Raw genomic sequence first — 16,807 nt, 5'->3', positions numbered from 1 at the left:
AGAGATGGTACCCTCAAAACGCCCTCTTGTGGCTTCCATCTCTATGAAAGCATGCCGCTGTTAATTAAAATTTGTTTTATTATAACTTATTTTCAATCGGATTATGCTGTTCTTCAACCTCTAAAACCGAGCTCTCGATTTGTTCATGCATCTCCATTTTCGGCAAGGTCTTAAACATATCGTCATAGATAATTTGAGTCCTGGTTCCTTGATGGGTACGAGCGTATTGCTTTATTGTATCCCAATTACATTTTCCTTCAGCAATCATCCAACGCATTGTGCTCCAAGGATTGGTAATTTTTTGATTCTCATAAGCTTCATTATAACGTCGTACAAATTCTGCGTAGAGCTTAAATGGAGCCTCATCTCCGTTTAATGGCACTGCAGCGACTGTTGGCAATATAGAAGTTTGAGTGTTCCCTTCGTGACGTCGGCTGTATTTACGGGTGACTAATCGTTCTATTGCAAAGGCTGCGTCACTAGGCCTACCAAAAAGCTGGCGTAAAGTACTTCCCCACGAATGATCCACATAGATTATTTTATACAATGCACTATTAGTTAAATGGCATCGGTTCACAAAAGGATCAACCAATTCGGGTCGAGTATCCATATAACGATCGATTTCCTTGAGCAAATCACTACGTTTATCTGCCAATAATTGACATAGTTCATCACTTCGCGGAGGTTCAGCGCCACGACAAAGCAACATAGCAACCCCCCGCAGCAAATCTTTGTTGTTCCGATTAAGGTTCAACTGTTTACAAAGGGCTTCAATTGCATTATCGCCGAATCTCTTACCTTCTGAAGACTTAATATTTTCCGCGTCGAGCTTCAGCTTTTCTGCTGGAGCCTCCTCTAACAAAGCTTCAAGAGCCTTAATCTTGCCTTTTCGTGCTGCCAAGAGCACTGGAGTATCTTTCATTGCCCCCACAGGATTGGTCACATCTGCACCGCTTCTTACTAAATTGATTACTCCTGAAGCAAAATCCAATGCTATGGATTGATGCAAGGGTTGGAAAGAAATACGTGCATTTGTAAGGCGTGTTGTCGCATTAACATCAGGTTTAGAGGCTAAGATTTTTTTCAATAATTGGCGGTTTTTAGTAGGCAAAGCCAAAGACAATAAGGTGCGCCCCTCTTCATCACGCTGATTGACATCAAAAATATTGGTATCCAAAAGATGAAGAACTAGCTGTACCTTTCCCATAGCAATCGCTTGGTGCAAAGGCTGACCAATATTTTTATTCCGGATTCTTCCAAGAACCACATCAATAAATTCTGTTAGATCAGAAGGCATTTTTTTATCAACAGAATCTTCGTCTTTTCTCTGATGTTGTTGGATCAGATAATTCAAAACGGTTACTTGAGCACCTTCTTTCATCCAGAATGGATGCTCAAGATAATTGGTATCTACTTGCAGCTTTTGGTCAATGAATTTTTTAAATCTGTCTAATCCTGATTTTATAGCTGCATTTATTTCAGTGATAAATTCCATATTACGTCCTTTGTAATGTTCCATCCGGATTCATATTACACATTGGACAATAGAAGATCAAAAGGATAGTTAAAATTTCTACAAAATCATCAATTCTTCAAAAATTGTGGTTCCAAACTAATTAGGAATTTTCATCTAATTTAGTAAAAATTAAATCCCAAACCCCATGTCCTAAGCGCTCGCCGCGTTGTTCAAATTTTGTAAGTGGGCGCGACAAAGGTCTAGGTGAGTATCCACCTTCTTTGCGTGTATTTTGCAAAGTAGTCTCAGTGGATAAAACATCTAACATGTGCTCTGCATAGTCTTGCCAATCCGTTGCACAATGAATAAACCCTCCCGGTTTGATTTTTTTTGCCAATAATTGAATAAATTCTTTCTGAATTAAACGTCTTTTATGATGACGCTTTTTATGCCAAGGATCTGGAAAAAATATTTGTACACCAGCAAGTGAATTGTCCAGCAATTGAGTGCGGAATACTTCAACCGCATCATGAGCAACAATCCGTACGTTAGATAATTGATATTTATGCAAATCAGCAGCCAAGCTACCCACACCAGCCTGATGTACCTCTATTCCTATATAATTAAGTTCGGGATTATTTTGAGCCATAGTCAACAATGACGCTCCCATGCCAAAACCTATTTCAACAACTGTATCTGCAATGCGGTGAAACTCTTCTGCCAAATTCCATGGAGTTCCACCAACGGAAAGCTCATAATTTTTAAACCAATGATCTAATCCTTGCCGCTGCCGATTACTTACCCGGCCAGCCCTTAAGACATAACTTTTTATCTTGCGCTGCATAAATTGCACTCATTATTTGTCAAAGCACGAATTATATGTTTTTACAAAAATCTTGCAACTAATGCATTTTTTTGATATAAAACCGCTCTTGTATTTCATATCCGGCTATTTGCCCAGAATTTTACAAAGACAAGCAAATTAAAACCTATTTTGGAGTAACACAATGTCTAGAGTATGTCAGGTAACTGGCAAGCGACCCATGACTGGTCATAAAGTGTCGCACGCTAACAACAAAACTAAAAGACGCTTTCTGCCGAATATTCAGAACCATAGTTTCTGGGTTGAAGAAGAAAAACGATTTGTCACATTAAGACTCAGCACCAAAGGTATGCGTATTGTAGACAAGTTAGGTATTAAAGCAGTTCTGGATAGAATCAGAGCTGAAGGCGAAAAAGTATAACTAAGGGGATAAACCATGGCAGCCGTCACTATAAAAGTGAAAATGGAATCCACAGCAGGAACTGGATACTATAAAACTACAACTAAAAACCCAAGAAACCATCCTGAAAAGATGGAGCTTATGATGTACGATCCAAAAGTACGTAAGCATGTTCTTTTTAAAGAGAAAAAAGTTAAATAATAATTAAGCCCCATATTCTATGGGGCTTTTATTTATTTTTAACTCAGCCAAATCTTCACGATTCTACAAAATTATTTAACCCAAGTAAGTTGGGTTCTAGTAAGTCATTACGATATGCATCAGGCTTTGTTCTATATTAGTTTCTAAATCCCCTTTAAACCATTTATTAAAATGCCATTCGTTCAGAGGTAATTTTCTAAATTAACGCAGTAGATACTGGATAATCCTTACGAATCGTTTAAACTGATAATAAATAGCAATGAATACAAAGAGGATTTGCATGAAACCATCATTGCAACTAAGCATTGGACAGCATTTAACACTAACACCACAATTACAGCAAGCAATAAGACTGTTACAATTATCCACGTTCGATTTACAGCAAGAAATCCAACTCATTGTTGAATCAAATCCAATGCTTGAAGCAACGCCAAACGAAGATAAAGAAGGATTTGAAACTAATGAAGTAAAACAACAAGATAACGATGAATCTTATGACTTTCAATGGTCGGAACTCTACCAAAGTCCAAGTAAACGCGCAGCATTTGAAGATAATGACTATAATTTCGACAACTTACATTGCACGACGACCAACTTACAAGATCATCTAAGGTGGCAGCTGGAACTTTCCCCTATGAGTGATGTGGATCGAGCGATCGCAACGGCCATCATTGATGCAGTGAATAACGATGGTTTTCTAACCTTAAGCCTAATGGAATTACATGCAAGTCTTACCAGCGACGCTCACCCACTCGATTTGGATGAAATAGAAGCAGTAAGACATCGTTTGCAATTATTTGATCCCGTAGGCTGTGCTTCTATGAATCTCGCAGAAACACTACTTGTCCAACTAGAACAACTTCCTATTAATGTTGAACATTTGGCACTGACTAAAAAAATTATTGCTAAAGACATCGAATTGCTGGCCCAACACAATTATAAGCAATTAATGAAAAATCATCAGATTAGCGAAAAAACGGTTGATGATGTATTGAAAACAATTCAAGGATTAAACCCCAAGCCTGGTAATTTAATTCATGAAGACATTACAGAATACATTATTCCAGATTTAACAGTTAAAAAAGTCAATAATAAATGGAAAGTACAACTCAACCAAAGTGTGCTTCCGAATTTGAGTATTAATAACCAATATGCATCTTTAATTCAACGAGCTGATAATAGTGCAGACAATCAATTTTTGAAAAATAACCTACAAGAAGCACGTTGGTTTTTAAAAAGTATCCAGAGCCGTCAGGAAACACTGCTTAAAGTAGCCACATGTATCATGGAATACCAGCAAGGATTTCTCGAATATGGTGAAGAAGCAATGAAACCATTGATTCTCAATGACGTTGCTTCTGCTCTGGATATGCATGAATCAACAATCTCTCGTGTCACCACGCAAAAATTTATCCATACCCCTAGAGGAGTATTTGAACTTAAATATTTTTTCTCAAGTCATGTCAATACCAATGCTGGAGATGAATGCTCCTCCACAGCGATACGTGCTGTGATAAAAAAATTAATTTCCGCGGAGAATAGAAAAAAACCGTTAAGTGACAGTAAAATTACCCAATTATTGGAAGAACAGGGTATCAAAGTAGCAAGACGAACCGTAGCAAAATATCGTGAAGCAATGGGAATTGCTCCATCTAATGAACGAAAAATAATTTGTAATTAATTAAGGATCATGATTTCATCATGGTTCTATGTAACTAGGAGATTTTTTTATGCTAATTAACATCACTGGACATCATATTGATGTTACTCCTGCCCTCAGAGCATTTACCGAAGAAAAATTCGATAAGCTGGAGCGTCACTTTGATCAAATCAAATCCATTAATGTAGTATTTAATGTAGAAAAACTACGTCAAATTGCTGAAGCAACTGTTCATGTAAACAAAGGTGAACTGCATGCAACTTCAGAATCTGAAGATTTATATGCTGCAATTGATGCTTTGATTGACAAACTGGAACGTCAACTGAGCAAACATAAAGAAAAAAACCATAAACACCATGATTAAGAAATACAGGTAGTTTACATTTGCTAGCTTGAGCCAAAATGCCCTAATTCGTAACTAGCGAAACACATACACAGCGTATTTGATCGTATTTAAAATCAGGACAGTTTGGCCAAGATAGGCAGTAGCCGTAGGCGCAGCGAAGAGAAACCTCTTGTTATTATAGATTTCACTTTACTGCCCCAGCTACACTTATTACTTAATTCGTGGTACATTGCGGGCACTATGATTAAAACTAAGATTAAAATAATTAATAAGTTGGGCTTACACGCACGTGCTTCGGCGAAATTTGTTTCTACAGCAGCAAAATTCCAAAGCCAAATTGGTGTAACCAGCAACTCGCAAACCGTTAATGGAAAAAGCATTATGGGGGTTATGATGCTTGCAGCCAATAAAGGTAGTGAACTCATTATGGAAATAGAGGGCCCGGATGAAGTGCAAATGAATGAGGCCTTGACTAATCTAATTAATAATTATTTTGGCGAAGGTGAGTAATTAGGATTGAAATAATAATCCTTTCTGAAAATCAATCCTAAATTGTTCTTTGTTTTTTTGTAGTTTACTTCTCAGAATTCTTTCGTTGCTTTCTCATTTTTTGCAAAGCCAGTAAAGTCATAAGCAATCCAGATAATGCATAAACAGTAAAGCCGACAAATAAAACCACCGAAGGATTTGCTGCAATGGCTACAAATAAAATAATCATCACCAAGACGTACAGGAATGGAACTTTTCCCTTAAAATCTACTTCCTTAAAACTGTAATAGCGGAAGTTAGAAACCATTAAACCTGAAACAACTAATGACAAAATTGCAGTTAATATGGCAACAAACATATTCTGCCATTCATTTTGATGGCATAACCAAGCAAAAGAAGCCATTACAGCAGCAGCTGGTGGGCAAGGCAATCCCTGAAAATATCGTTTGTCTGCTGTTTCAAGCTGGGTATTAAAGCGCGCTAATCGCAGAGCAACGGCGGCTGTATAAACGAAAGCAACCAGCCAGCCAACTTTTCCCAACTGACTTAAAATTAAATTATATACCAGTAATGATGGCGCAACGCCAAAAGTGACCATATCGGATAAGCTGTCATATTCAGCGCCAAACTCAGTCTGCGTATGAGTTAAGCGGGCAACTCGCCCATCCAAACCATCGGCAATCATACCAATAAATATAGCGATGATAGAGGCTTCAAATTGCCCTTTCATTGATGCAACAAGGGAATAAAATGCTGCGAACAGGCTGGCCGTTGTAAACAGATTAGGCAACAAATAAATACCAGAATGACTTTCTTTTTCCATTCTTAATAACCTTCAAAAAAATGCCAATTAGAATATGTTGACATAATAGGGATAAAAAGTGCTTTTGAAAACCAAATTTAACACAAATTTATTTATGTAAAAAATGAATAAATTACAGTACAGCCGCCAGCATATGATGGTATACTTAGCATACTGTATTTATATTGTATAATAAGCTATGGCTACACCTAAAAATAAGACAATTATTATAGAAGGAATAACTGACCAAGGGAAAACTTTTAGACCCAGCGATTGGGCAGAAAGGATGAGTGGTTCGCTAGCAAGCTTTAAGAACAGCCGCATTCACTATTCACCCCTATTACGACCCAGTGTTAATAGTGAGGGATACCAATGTGTCTTACTCGACCCAAAACTTAAAGAGTCCAGTCCTTTGTTGTATCAATCCATTATTGATTTTGCCAAAGCAAATAACTTAAGAATCTGTGGAGAAGAAAGTTAGAGGCCGCTAATATCCTTGACTTGCTGTAATTGCCATAGTCCAGCGAGCCATAGAACTCATTATGTAATTTAACATCGCGATGGTGTTATCAAAATTCATTGCCAATACCCCGGCAACTATAAATACCAAGCCCTTAGGCCCATGCTGAGTCCCTGGCTGACTCGACTGTGCAACCAATACACTTCCACGAACAAACCATAATACTCCTGCTGTTTGTATCACCAAACCCATAGAACTGAATATATTTGATGGATTATATGATGTATAAGTTAAAATGTTACCTACTCCAAAGGTCGTATTCGCCATAACATCTAGGGCCGTGGGTAAATAAAGGAGAACCGCTCCAAATAATAAGTACATCATGGGACTATACATCTTTTCCTGCGATGAAGACTGTGCCCTGTGATCTGCAATTTTTCTAAGTTTGGAAATAGCAGTCAAAAAAAATAAGATGCCCAGTATGTACGCACCCCCACTAATTAAATGCTGCACCGGGTATAAAGAACGGCTGAAATTGCCTATAATAGCTATAAGATCTGGTGTATTCATAATATAATTATATGCCGTTAAAACGTGTAATGCATAATTTTTTGCTTATATTAACTTTAGTTCAGAGTTATAATCTCTAGTTTTTACGGTAAAGTTGATATTCGTCATGCAAATAAATACATTCCCCATCACTTTAAAAGAGTCATTTATGATCTCTCCTAAAGTAAAACACTTCATTTTTGGTTGTGAAGTTGCACCCTATTTTAATTATTTACCTGGACAATTTATTACCATTCACTTTGAACATCAAGGAAAATCATTAAAACGTAGTTATAGTATAGCCAATTCGCCAAAACAAGATAATCAAATTGAAATCGCAGCAGGTTATTTTGCAAATGGTCCCGGTACCGAATTTCTTTATAATTTAAAACCTGGAGACACTATTCAGATCAGCGGACCCTATGGTCGCTTAATTATCAAAGAGGCTATACCTGCTCGATTTATCCTGGTTGCTACGAGTACAGGAGTGACCCCCTATCGAGCAATGCTCCAAGAGCTAGGTGAACTCATGGAACAACATCCTGCACTCGAAGTGGTTATTCTGCAAGGAGTACAACGACGGGAAGAAATTCTCTATGCCAACGAGTTTTATGCTTTTTCTCAAAAATATCCTAGAGTCACATTTAGACCCTATCTAAGCAGGCAGCCAGCGCATGAATTAAATGAAAATGAGTACAGTGGCTACGTGCAACATGCTTTTCCTACGCTAAACCTTGATCCTCAGCGCGATGTTGTTTATTTATGTGGAAATCCCAGTATGATCGATGAAGCATTTAACTCATTAAAAGACCAGGGTTTTGCCATGCAACAAATTATTCGTGAAAAATATATATCTAGATAATCAATCAGGAGCAAATACAATATGAATTATGAAGAACTATCTAATACTATGGAGCAGATGCTGCAAGAAGGTAAAGGAATCTTAGCTGCAGATGAAAGCAATTCAACAATAGGTAAGCGTTTTGCTTCAATTGGTATTGAAAATACCGAAGAAAACCGAAGAGATTATAGACTTCTGCTTGCAACGACAACTGATTTGGAACAATACATTAACGGGGTTATTTTATTTGAAGAAACCTTTAGCCAAACTGATGAGCATGGAACCGCTATTCCTAAACTATTTGCTGACAAAGGTATCGTTCCTGGCATCAAAGTAGATAAAGGATTAGTTACTTTAGCTAATACTGAAAGAGAACAAGTCACTCAAGGTTTAGATGGATTATCTGAACGTTTGCAACATTTTAAAAAATTAGGTGCAAAGTTCGCTAAATGGCGAAATGTTTATTCAATTTCTGAATTTACTCCCAGTTTAACTGCAGTTAAAACAGGAGCGGAAAATCTGGCTCGTTATGCTGCAGCTTGCCAGGAAGCAGGAATTGTTCCCATAGTTGAGCCTGAAGTGCTTATGGATGGAGATCACAGTATTGAACATTGTGCAGAAGTATGTGAAATTGTGCTGCATGAGCTATTCCACGCTTTATTTATCCACCAGGTTGAATTAGAACATATTATCTTAAAACCAAGCATGGTAACCTGTGGTAAAGCACATAACCCTTTCAGTGAACCTGATGAAATTGCTGACTACACAATCGGTGTATTCCGTAATAATGTACCTGCTGCTGTACCAACAATTAATTTCTTATCTGGGGGACAAACACCGCAACAAGCTACAGCAAATTTAAATGCGATTAATAGCATAGACCATCAACCCTGGCTACTCAGCTTTTCTTTCGGGCGAGCATTACAAGAGGATTGTTTAGCTGCCTGGGGTGGAAATAAGGCCAATATTGCTAAAGCACAAGAAGCATTATTAAAACGTGCTCGGTTGAATAGCCTAGCCTGTGTAGGTGAATACAACAACAAAATGGAATAATCTTTGTTTTTGGGGAAGGTTTTTACATTGAACCAATCCCCAAAAAATATAAATTCAAGAATTTTCTAAAATCAAAAATAGGTGCAAGATAGTATTTTAAGAAAAAGCAATTTTTAGAAAAAAAATGAATAAGGATTTGCTAGATTATAAATCCTGTTTTATAACAATTGCTTTGTTATTAGGCTAAACCTTTTTGTATTATGTAGTTACTCGTACCTTCGAACAAACTCCTTTTGATCATTCACTCAATTGCTCAATAAGCTTCCCCTATGCACAGCGAGTATTAAATTTAGAGTGGTTATTTACTGATCTTAATTTATCAATGTTTTTCTTATGTTTTGCTGGATTGCCACTGGTTTGGTTTCTATGACTACATACCTAAAATAAACCGATCATTACGTTATTTAACTGCTATTTATTTTATGAGTTTACTTCTTGTGGGAAATTTTATAGAACCTCTTATTTATGGTGAAATTAATATATTGCTGTTTGTAGCGCACTTCGAAACTGGCTTTTATGGTTTAAAACTACAAGGGTTTAATCAATTCAAAACGCGCATAAAGTGGCAAATGATCAGAAAGCATTCGCCAAGGCTTGCCATGTAAACAAGCTACTTCTTGAACTTTCATTCCACGAAAATAGACACGATCAATGCAAAGCGCTGGTTTGATTGCAGGAAAAGAGCGCGCATGCTGGCCCTCCACTGAGACAAAAGCCTCTTCTATATTTAAGTCCTCAGCCAAAGGCTTAGAAATAATAGTACGCCAATCATTGAAATCTCCTGCCATCAGCAGAGGCTCATCTGGTGGAACAACATCCTTTATACGTTGCATTAAAGCATTACATTGCACCATACGCTCTGCTTTAAAAAGGCCTAAGTGCACACATAACAAATGAATGGTGACGTTGTCCAGTTTCAGTTGAGCGTGTAATATCCCTCTAGAGGCTCTGCGTATGTTTGCAAGATTAATATTTTCAAATCGTTCAAAAGCATATTTACTTAAAATTGCATTTCCATGATGTCCTGACTCATATACGGCATTTTTTGCATAAACATAATGGGGCCAAATATTTTCAGCAATATACTCAAATTGCGGTGAATCAGGCCAAGCATTAATTCGCTTTTGTCTTTTTATATGTTCACCTTGAACTTCTTGTAAAAAAACAAAATCAGGTTGTAAGCTAGTAATGGCATCTCGCATTTTAGGAAGTAAAAACCGTACAGCACCTACACCAAAACCTTTATGAATATTGTAAGTAATTAATGAAACGCTATGTGTTCCTTGTTGCATAGTTTACTCGATTCAAGTTCATGGATTAAGCATAACACTAAATGCATAAAAAAATTGTACTGTATCCACTTCAATTACCTACTTTACTCAAAAGTTATGAGCATCAAGTTATTGTGATAAGTACAACGACTCAGTAAAAAATTCTTATTCATTCTATAATGAATTATAGCTCTCCTATTTGCGGTAGAGATATAATGATCATGAATATTAATAAAAAAATAATAAATAAAATGAACACATTAAACCTTAACATTCCGGGTTTTTCTCTAGCCTGCAAAACCTGGGGAACCCCCGATAAGCCGACTATCCTAGCACTACATGGTTGGTTGGATAATGCAAACAGTTTTGCTCCTCTTGCGCCATATTTAGAGAATGATTTTCATTTTATTGCCGTTGATTTACCTGGGCATGGCTATTCCTCGCATCTTCCCGAAGGATGCCACTATCATTTTTTTGATGGTATTTTTGTGGTCATCGAACTAATCAATGCGCTAAAACTTGATAAGCTCCATCTATTAGGACATTCAATGGGCGCTTGTCTAGCAAGCTTGGTTGGAGGTGTAATCCCCGAACGATTTCTTTCTCTAAGCCTGATTGAGGGTTTAGGACCATTTTCTCATCCTGCTGAAACTGCATGCCAGCAATTAAGAGATTATGCATGTTTTCTTGCTCAACAACGCAAGAAATCCAAAGGATATGACAGTATAAATAGCGCAGCTCTTGCACGCGCCTTTAAAGGATATGTTTCTTTAGACATTGCAAAAATTCTTTGTGAACGAAGCTTAGTAGAAAAACACGGTAAATTTTATTGGCGGCATGATCCACGTTTATTAGTACGCTCGCCTTTGCGTATGACAGAACCCCAAGTACTTTCTTGCTTACAAGAAATTACTGCAAAAACCTGTTTAATATTATCCAGCCGAGGATTTTCTTTTGATACTGAAATCATTGCTAATCGAATTAAAGCGGTAAAAAATCTTACAATTAAAAAAATGGATGGTGGACATCATGTTCACATGGAACGGCCAGAAGTTATAAGCAAACTTCTGGCTGATTTTATTATCCACACAGATTAGTTACAACCATCCATATTAGTGGTGATTTTAACTTCATTTAATGACTTTTTAACGTCACAAATAGCCGTTGCAGGATATCTCTCATGGTTCGGGTCACCGGCTACCAGATCAGATATGGCACTTACTATACCTTCGCCACCTTCATCAAAATTTGAATAGGGTGTCCAGTAATCCATGTTGGCTTTAACCATAACATCAAAAGCTAATCGGGTATTCCAACTTGGTTGGTTGGCTAATATGTAGAATAAATGGTTGTATACTCCACTGGAATAATGAACATCAAGACCACCATAATATTCATCAGCAGTATCAATAGACTCACCATCACGGCTTGGTTTATCCATATAACGTAATGCATCCCAGCCACTGTCTTCTTTCATGATCTCGCCGCCGATTTGCCAGGTGCTTTTATTTACAGAATAATACTCTGCTGCTTGAGCGGCCATATCAGAAAACGCCTCATTCATACCACCTGATTGTCCATAATATTCAAGGTTAGAGTGTTGCTCTGTAAAACCATGACTGATTTCATGTGCTCCTACGCCCAAAGAGACCAATGGATACATCATGGTATCGCCATCACCAAAAGTCATCTGCTGGCCGTCCCAATATGCATTCTCATAGCCTTCACCATAGTGAACCCGCATAACTAATTGCATTGGAGAACCATCCGAATTACTCAGTGCATTCGTGTTATACCATTCTTTATACATGTGATTAATTACGTGACCTGCATACAATGCATCATTCGTTGGAGAAGCGGCTCCGTTTTGTTTGTCATAACCATCTCCTCTATAACCAGTGAGGTAAATATTAGAGTCATTGGTTGGACAATTGAATTTCATTGCTCTGCGTTTTGAACTGTATCTGTGATCCATGTCGATTACTTTGACATCAGTATTCTCCATAAAGCACGATTCACTACCCGCATCACGTGTTACATCGAGATAAGGTAAGTCGACACCATATTGATAGAAACCTGTTTTATTATTTCCACCAAAACCGGCGCCATTAACCGAGCTTTTACCTGTTTTAATATCATTCCATTGGACAAACGGTTTGTTAGTTTCTGCATCAATAATTGCAGTTGGGCGCTCTGGAATTTGATCTCTATGAGCAACTAGAACACTCACTTTATAAGCCCAATGTGCTTTATGCTGAGCATCGATATAAACCATAGGAGTGACTTTTTCATCACTTACATCTTTACCCGCATACTTGGCTTTAAATTGTTGTAACGCTGAATCCGCATTTTTCACAAAAGAAGCATCAGGTTGTCCCAATTCGGTTTGCAGACCTTTATAAACAACACCATTCATTGCTACATTTGACTGTGCTTTGGTTAATGATTGTGCTGTATACATGCTATGCATAATTGCATAACCACCATAAACAGGAAATCCTTCATACTGTTGTTGCATACGAACATGAGTTACTTTATTACTGTCAGTATGTTCGCTTATAAAGCGTAAACTGTCTTTGGCAACTGCAACACCTTGTGTCGTCAAAGCAAACTTTTGCTTTACTTGCTCAAGAGATGCCTTCTGTAAAGGCATCGGTTCTGCGGCTCTCGCAGAAGATGCTATTCCTAAAGCCAGTGCAACAGCCAAGGGAGATAAATAGTAATTATGATGCATGGAAACCCACTCCTTCTTTGCAACTTAATCTAAATTGAAAGCAACTCATCCCCTGCCAAACCAATTAATCCTTAAAATCAAGTTACAAATAACTTGATTGGTTTCAACAGTGAGTCACACCTGTGAACACAACCAATAACTCTAAAAAACCTATCCAAGCTAGCATAAATTTATAATTTTTGAAATTATTATTTAATGATTAACAGCATACCCATATGAAAATATTGGCGTGATGAAAAACTTTCGATTCCAAAGAATTTCTCGAATGGTGTGATTTTTAAAAAAGAAAAATTCATTTTATCGAATTATTGTGTCTTGATAGTCTCATTCGGCCAACGAAATTCAGTCATTTATCTTGATCCTTGCGATATGTGTCAACGCAGAAGTAAAATCCTGCCTACTTTATTGTCTCCAAATGATTTAATTTATACACAGGTATAGGCCCCCCAAAAAATATAAAAAAAGTAGAGATCATGTAGATATCTTCGGAGATATATAGACAATTTCAGGAAGATAAGGCAAAATCTGCAAAAAATTGCTCGATACTAACTAAAACATGAAAAAAATTCTGGTTTTACATGGACCAAATTTGAACCTCTTGGGAACTCGAGAACCTTCAATTTATGGAGCTACAACATTAGATCATATTAATTCTCGTCTAGTCAAAGAAGCAACAAAAGCCGGATTTGCATTAAACTACCATCAAAGCAATTCTGAAGCAGATTTAATTCAAATAATTCACCAAGCAAGTATCGACAAAATAGATTATATAATTTTTAATCCCGCAGGATTTACACATACCAGCGTGGCTTTAAGGGATGCCTTATGTGCTGTTGCAATTCCCTTTATTGAAGTACATATCAGTAACATTTATTCCCGCGAACCTTTTCGCCACCATTCCTACTTCTCAGATATTGCACAAGGTACTATCAGTGGTTTGGGTGCGCAAGGATATTTATTAGCATTAACATCAATTATTGAAAGAGAATCAAATAATGGACATTCGTAAAATCAGAAAATTAATTGAATTGCTGGAAGAAACTGGCATTTCTGAAATTGAAATTAAAGAAGGTGAAGAATCGCTGAGACTAAGCCGTCATAGCAGCGCACCAGCGATAGAACCGCCTCAGGTTCACTATGTTTCTTCTCCTGCACCACGCCAGGAGTCATATCCTGCTGTGAATAGTATTCCTGCTCCAGCAATACCCTCTCACCATGAAAGTAAACCGGTACCTACGGTTTCAGGTCACAAAGTTCGCTCGCCTATGGTGGGTACAATGTACACTTCCCCATCACCAGAAAGTCCACCTTTTGTGACCCTTGGTCAAACAGTCAAAGCAGGTGATGTTCTATGTATTGTTGAAGCAATGAAAATGTTTAATGAAATTGAAGCGGATCGCGCCGGTAAAATCGTTGAAATACTCGTCGCTAATGGTGAACCTGTTGAATACGATCAGGTCCTGTTTGTCATAGAATAGAGGGTGCATTCATGCTCAGTAAAATTGTTATTGCCAACAGAGGTGAAATCGCTCTTCGCATTTTGCGCGCATGTAAAGAGCTTGGCATTCAGACTGTAGCCGTACATTCAGATGTAGATAAAGATTTATTGCATGTTCGTCTCGCAGATGAAACCGTATGCATAGGCCCTGCTCCAGCACAAAAAAGTTACCTCAACATCCCTGCGATAATTTCTGCTGCTGAAATTACTGATGCTGTAGCAATTCATCCTGGTTATGGGTTTCTTTCTGAAAATGCTGATTTCGCAGAAGTAGTAGAACAGAGTGGATTTCGTTTTATTGGTCCTCGAGGTGATACCATTCGCCTCATGGGGGATAAGGTGTCTGCTATCAATGCGATGAAAGCTGCCGGAGTTCCTTGTGTTCCTGGATCAGACGGCCCCTTATCTGATGATGATCAACTCAATCTGGAAATTGCTCGAAAAATTGGTTATCCAGTAATCATTAAAGCTGCGGGAGGTGGCGGTGGACGTGGTATGCGTGTTGTACATGCTGAAGCAAATCTGCTTAATGCCATAGCACTTACCCGTAGTGAGGCCAAAGCTGCATTTAATAACCCCATTGTTTACATGGAAAAGTTCCTCGAAAATCCACGTCACATTGAATTCCAAGTGCTAGGAGATGGTAAAGGTAAAGCCATTCATCTTGGTGAGCGTGATTGTTCGATGCAAAGACGACATCAAAAAGTAGTAGAGGAAGCACCGGCTCCCGGAATCAGTGTTGAGCTAAGAAATAAAATTGGTGCCTCTGTAGTCAAGGCGTGCCAAGAACTGCAATATCGTGGTGCGGGAACTTTTGAATTCCTATATCAAGATGGATGTTTTTATTTTATTGAAATGAATACACGAATCCAGGTTGAGCATCCCGTAACTGAAATGATCACGGGAATTGATTTGATTAAAGAACAAATCAAAATTGCCAGTGATATACCGATGACACTCACCCAGGAAGACATAAAACTGCGTGGTCATGCAATTGAATGCCGAATTAATGCTGAAGATGCAAGAACGTTTATGCCCTCACCAGGAACAATAAAATTATTACATCAACCTGGAGGCCCAGGTATTCGCTTTGATTCTCATATATACAGCAGCTATACCGTTCCGCCAAATTACGATTCCATGATAGGTAAACTGATTAGTTATGGAGAAACTCGTGCTGAAGCCATTGCAAGAATGCGAAACGCGCTCGATGAAATCATTATTGACGGTATAAAAACCAATATTGAATTGCATCAGCGTATTTTCCATGACCAATCTTTTATAGCAGGTGGTACCAATATTCACTATCTGGAAAAAATGTTGAAGGATTAATGCTGTGTGGTTTCAATTAAAAATAGAACATTGCCCAAGCCAAGAAATAGAACTGCTTAGCGAGGAGTTAGAGGAATTCGGTGCGCTGTCCATTATGCTCACCGATAAAAATGACAATCCTGTTCTTGAGCCTGAACCAGGAACAACACCATTATGGCCTGAAGTTGTTATTCAGGCTCTATTTTCAGAAGTGTTCCAGGCGCAATATACTCGCGATCACTTAACGCACGCTTACCCCAAATTAACTTGTACTCTAGAGGTTCTGGAAGATAAGGATTGGGAACGAGCTTGGATGGATGATTTCAAACCACAACGCTTTGGCAAACGCCTATGGATCTGCCCCACTTGGTCAACTCCTCCGGAACCCGATGCGGTTAATCTAATGTTAGACCCTGGTTTGGCATTTGGAACTGGAACTCATCCTACCACTGCCTTATGTTTAACCTGGCTGGAACAAGCTGATTTAAAGAATAAATCCGTGATTGATTACGGTTGTGGCTCAGGGATACTTTCTTTGGCCGCATTAAAGTTAGGGGCGGCAAAAGTACATGCAATCGATATCGATCAACAAGCTCTGCAGGCAACTCGAAGCAATGCATCGGCAAACAGACTTGATGAACACAAATTATTAATCAGCATGCCCGATGTAGCACACGAGCCTGTAGATTTGATTATTGCAAACATTTTGTTAGCACCATTAATTACACTGAAAGAACGCTTTCAACAATTGCTAACCCCTAAAGGGATGCTTATTGTATCAGGAATATTGGAAGAACAAGCGTTTAAGCTCATTGAAACCTACGCTCCAATGTTTACTGCGATCCATCAGGAAAACCTTAATGGATGGTCATTATTGGCTTTTACTCATAAAACAGATTAAATTGTCGTTGAT

General features: G+C 38.1%; 19 protein-coding genes. 13 read left to right on the top strand and 6 right to left on the bottom strand.

Translation table 11 applies throughout. The features are described from left to right. Positions 1-79: 79 nt before the first annotated feature. Complete coding sequence (gene ankC, locus BW930_RS02440; RefSeq protein ID WP_058466791.1) at positions 80-1,495, bottom strand: Dot/Icm T4SS effector AnkC/LegA12; 1,416 nt, start codon at positions 1,493-1,495, stop codon at positions 80-82. A gap of 121 nt (positions 1,496-1,616) precedes the next feature. Next, positions 1,617-2,300: a tRNA (guanosine(46)-N7)-methyltransferase TrmB gene (gene trmB / locus BW930_RS02435; protein ID WP_058466575.1), complete on the bottom strand. Its 684-nt coding sequence runs from the start codon at positions 2,298-2,300 to the stop codon at positions 1,617-1,619. A 163-nt stretch (positions 2,301-2,463) separates the two neighbouring features. On the opposite strand from trmB, the gene rpmB reads away from it, so the two are divergent. The 5 genes from rpmB to BW930_RS02410 all read left to right on the top strand — a co-directional run bounded on the left by rpmB (position 2,464) and on the right by BW930_RS02410 (position 5,396). Beyond that, positions 2,464-2,700 (top strand): 50S ribosomal protein L28, encoded by a 237-nt coding sequence (gene rpmB, locus BW930_RS02430; RefSeq protein ID WP_058466576.1) that lies wholly within the window; start codon positions 2,464-2,466, stop codon positions 2,698-2,700. Between the two features lie 15 nt (positions 2,701-2,715). Then, positions 2,716-2,880: a 50S ribosomal protein L33 gene (rpmG, locus tag BW930_RS02425; RefSeq protein WP_003635328.1), complete on the top strand. Its 165-nt coding sequence runs from the start codon at positions 2,716-2,718 to the stop codon at positions 2,878-2,880. 280 nt (positions 2,881-3,160) lie between these two features. Continuing rightward, positions 3,161-4,561 (top strand): RNA polymerase factor sigma-54, encoded by a 1,401-nt coding sequence (locus tag BW930_RS02420; protein WP_058466577.1) that lies wholly within the window; start codon positions 3,161-3,163, stop codon positions 4,559-4,561. Positions 4,562-4,610: 49 nt separating this feature from the next. Beyond that, positions 4,611-4,904 carry a ribosome hibernation promoting factor gene (gene hpf, locus BW930_RS02415; protein WP_058466578.1) on the top strand — a complete coding sequence of 98 codons (294 nt, stop codon included), beginning with the start codon at positions 4,611-4,613 and terminating at the stop codon, positions 4,902-4,904. 222 nt (positions 4,905-5,126) lie between these two features. After that, positions 5,127-5,396, top strand: coding sequence for an HPr family phosphocarrier protein (locus BW930_RS02410; RefSeq protein ID WP_058466579.1), 270 nt, complete (start codon positions 5,127-5,129; stop codon positions 5,394-5,396). Between the two features lie 64 nt (positions 5,397-5,460). On the opposite strand, the gene pssA is transcribed toward BW930_RS02410, so the two are convergent. Beyond that, complete coding sequence (pssA, locus tag BW930_RS02405) at positions 5,461-6,198, bottom strand: CDP-diacylglycerol--serine O-phosphatidyltransferase (protein WP_058466580.1); 738 nt, start codon at positions 6,196-6,198, stop codon at positions 5,461-5,463. A 178-nt stretch (positions 6,199-6,376) separates the two neighbouring features. Between pssA and BW930_RS02400 the strand changes: the two genes are divergently transcribed. After that, positions 6,377-6,658, top strand: a complete 282-nt coding sequence (locus BW930_RS02400; RefSeq protein WP_058466581.1) for a DUF3579 domain-containing protein — start codon at positions 6,377-6,379, stop codon at positions 6,656-6,658. A gap of 6 nt (positions 6,659-6,664) precedes the next feature. On the opposite strand, the gene BW930_RS02395 is transcribed toward BW930_RS02400, so the two are convergent. Further along, a complete protein-coding gene (locus BW930_RS02395) occupies positions 6,665-7,207 on the bottom strand; it encodes a hypothetical protein (protein WP_058466582.1) in 543 nt (180 codons plus the stop codon). Positions 7,208-7,313: 106 nt separating this feature from the next. On the opposite strand from BW930_RS02395, the gene BW930_RS02390 reads away from it, so the two are divergent. Continuing rightward, positions 7,314-8,048 carry a ferredoxin--NADP reductase gene (locus tag BW930_RS02390; RefSeq protein ID WP_058466583.1) on the top strand — a complete coding sequence of 245 codons (735 nt, stop codon included), beginning with the start codon at positions 7,314-7,316 and terminating at the stop codon, positions 8,046-8,048. A 21-nt stretch (positions 8,049-8,069) separates the two neighbouring features. After that, the gene (locus BW930_RS02385) at positions 8,070-9,080 is read left to right on the top strand and encodes a class I fructose-bisphosphate aldolase (protein WP_058466584.1); all 1,011 of its coding nucleotides are present in this window, start codon (positions 8,070-8,072) and stop codon (positions 9,078-9,080) included. A gap of 527 nt (positions 9,081-9,607) precedes the next feature. On the opposite strand, the gene BW930_RS02380 is transcribed toward BW930_RS02385, so the two are convergent. Next, the gene (locus tag BW930_RS02380; RefSeq protein WP_058466585.1) at positions 9,608-10,372 is read right to left on the bottom strand and encodes an endonuclease/exonuclease/phosphatase family protein; all 765 of its coding nucleotides are present in this window, start codon (positions 10,370-10,372) and stop codon (positions 9,608-9,610) included. A gap of 230 nt (positions 10,373-10,602) precedes the next feature. Here BW930_RS02380 and BW930_RS02375 point away from each other — a divergent pair, with 230 nt between their 5' ends. Further along, positions 10,603-11,448 (top strand): alpha/beta fold hydrolase, encoded by an 846-nt coding sequence (locus BW930_RS02375; protein WP_058466792.1) that lies wholly within the window; start codon positions 10,603-10,605, stop codon positions 11,446-11,448. On the opposite strand, the gene proA is transcribed toward BW930_RS02375, so the two are convergent. Next, positions 11,445-13,085 (bottom strand): zinc metalloprotease ProA, encoded by a 1,641-nt coding sequence (gene proA / locus BW930_RS02370; protein WP_058466586.1) that lies wholly within the window; start codon positions 13,083-13,085, stop codon positions 11,445-11,447. The genes BW930_RS02375 and proA overlap by 4 nt on opposite strands. 556 nt (positions 13,086-13,641) lie before the next feature. Here proA and aroQ point away from each other — a divergent pair. The 4 genes from aroQ to prmA are packed head-to-tail and all read left to right on the top strand — an operon-like array spanning position 13,642 to position 16,795. Further along, positions 13,642-14,094: a type II 3-dehydroquinate dehydratase gene (gene aroQ, locus BW930_RS02365; RefSeq protein WP_058466587.1), complete on the top strand. Its 453-nt coding sequence runs from the start codon at positions 13,642-13,644 to the stop codon at positions 14,092-14,094. After that, positions 14,081-14,563 (top strand): acetyl-CoA carboxylase biotin carboxyl carrier protein, encoded by a 483-nt coding sequence (gene accB / locus BW930_RS02360; RefSeq protein WP_058466588.1) that lies wholly within the window; start codon positions 14,081-14,083, stop codon positions 14,561-14,563. The genes aroQ and accB overlap by 14 nt, the downstream gene beginning before the upstream one ends. Before the next feature lie 11 nt (positions 14,564-14,574). Then, on the top strand, positions 14,575-15,915 hold the full coding sequence (accC, locus tag BW930_RS02355; protein ID WP_058466589.1) for an acetyl-CoA carboxylase biotin carboxylase subunit: 1,341 nt from the start codon (positions 14,575-14,577) through the stop codon (positions 15,913-15,915). Between the two features lie 4 nt (positions 15,916-15,919). Then, complete coding sequence (prmA, locus tag BW930_RS02350) at positions 15,920-16,795, top strand: 50S ribosomal protein L11 methyltransferase (protein ID WP_058466590.1); 876 nt, start codon at positions 15,920-15,922, stop codon at positions 16,793-16,795. Positions 16,796-16,807 lie beyond the last annotated feature (12 nt).

The organism is Fluoribacter gormanii, assembly GCF_900156395.1.
GTDB classification, from domain to species: domain Bacteria; phylum Pseudomonadota; class Gammaproteobacteria; order Legionellales; family Legionellaceae; genus Legionella; species Legionella gormanii.
Note: the sequence above shows the minus strand (reverse complement) of the source record. Positions and strands in the feature narration are given on the sequence as shown.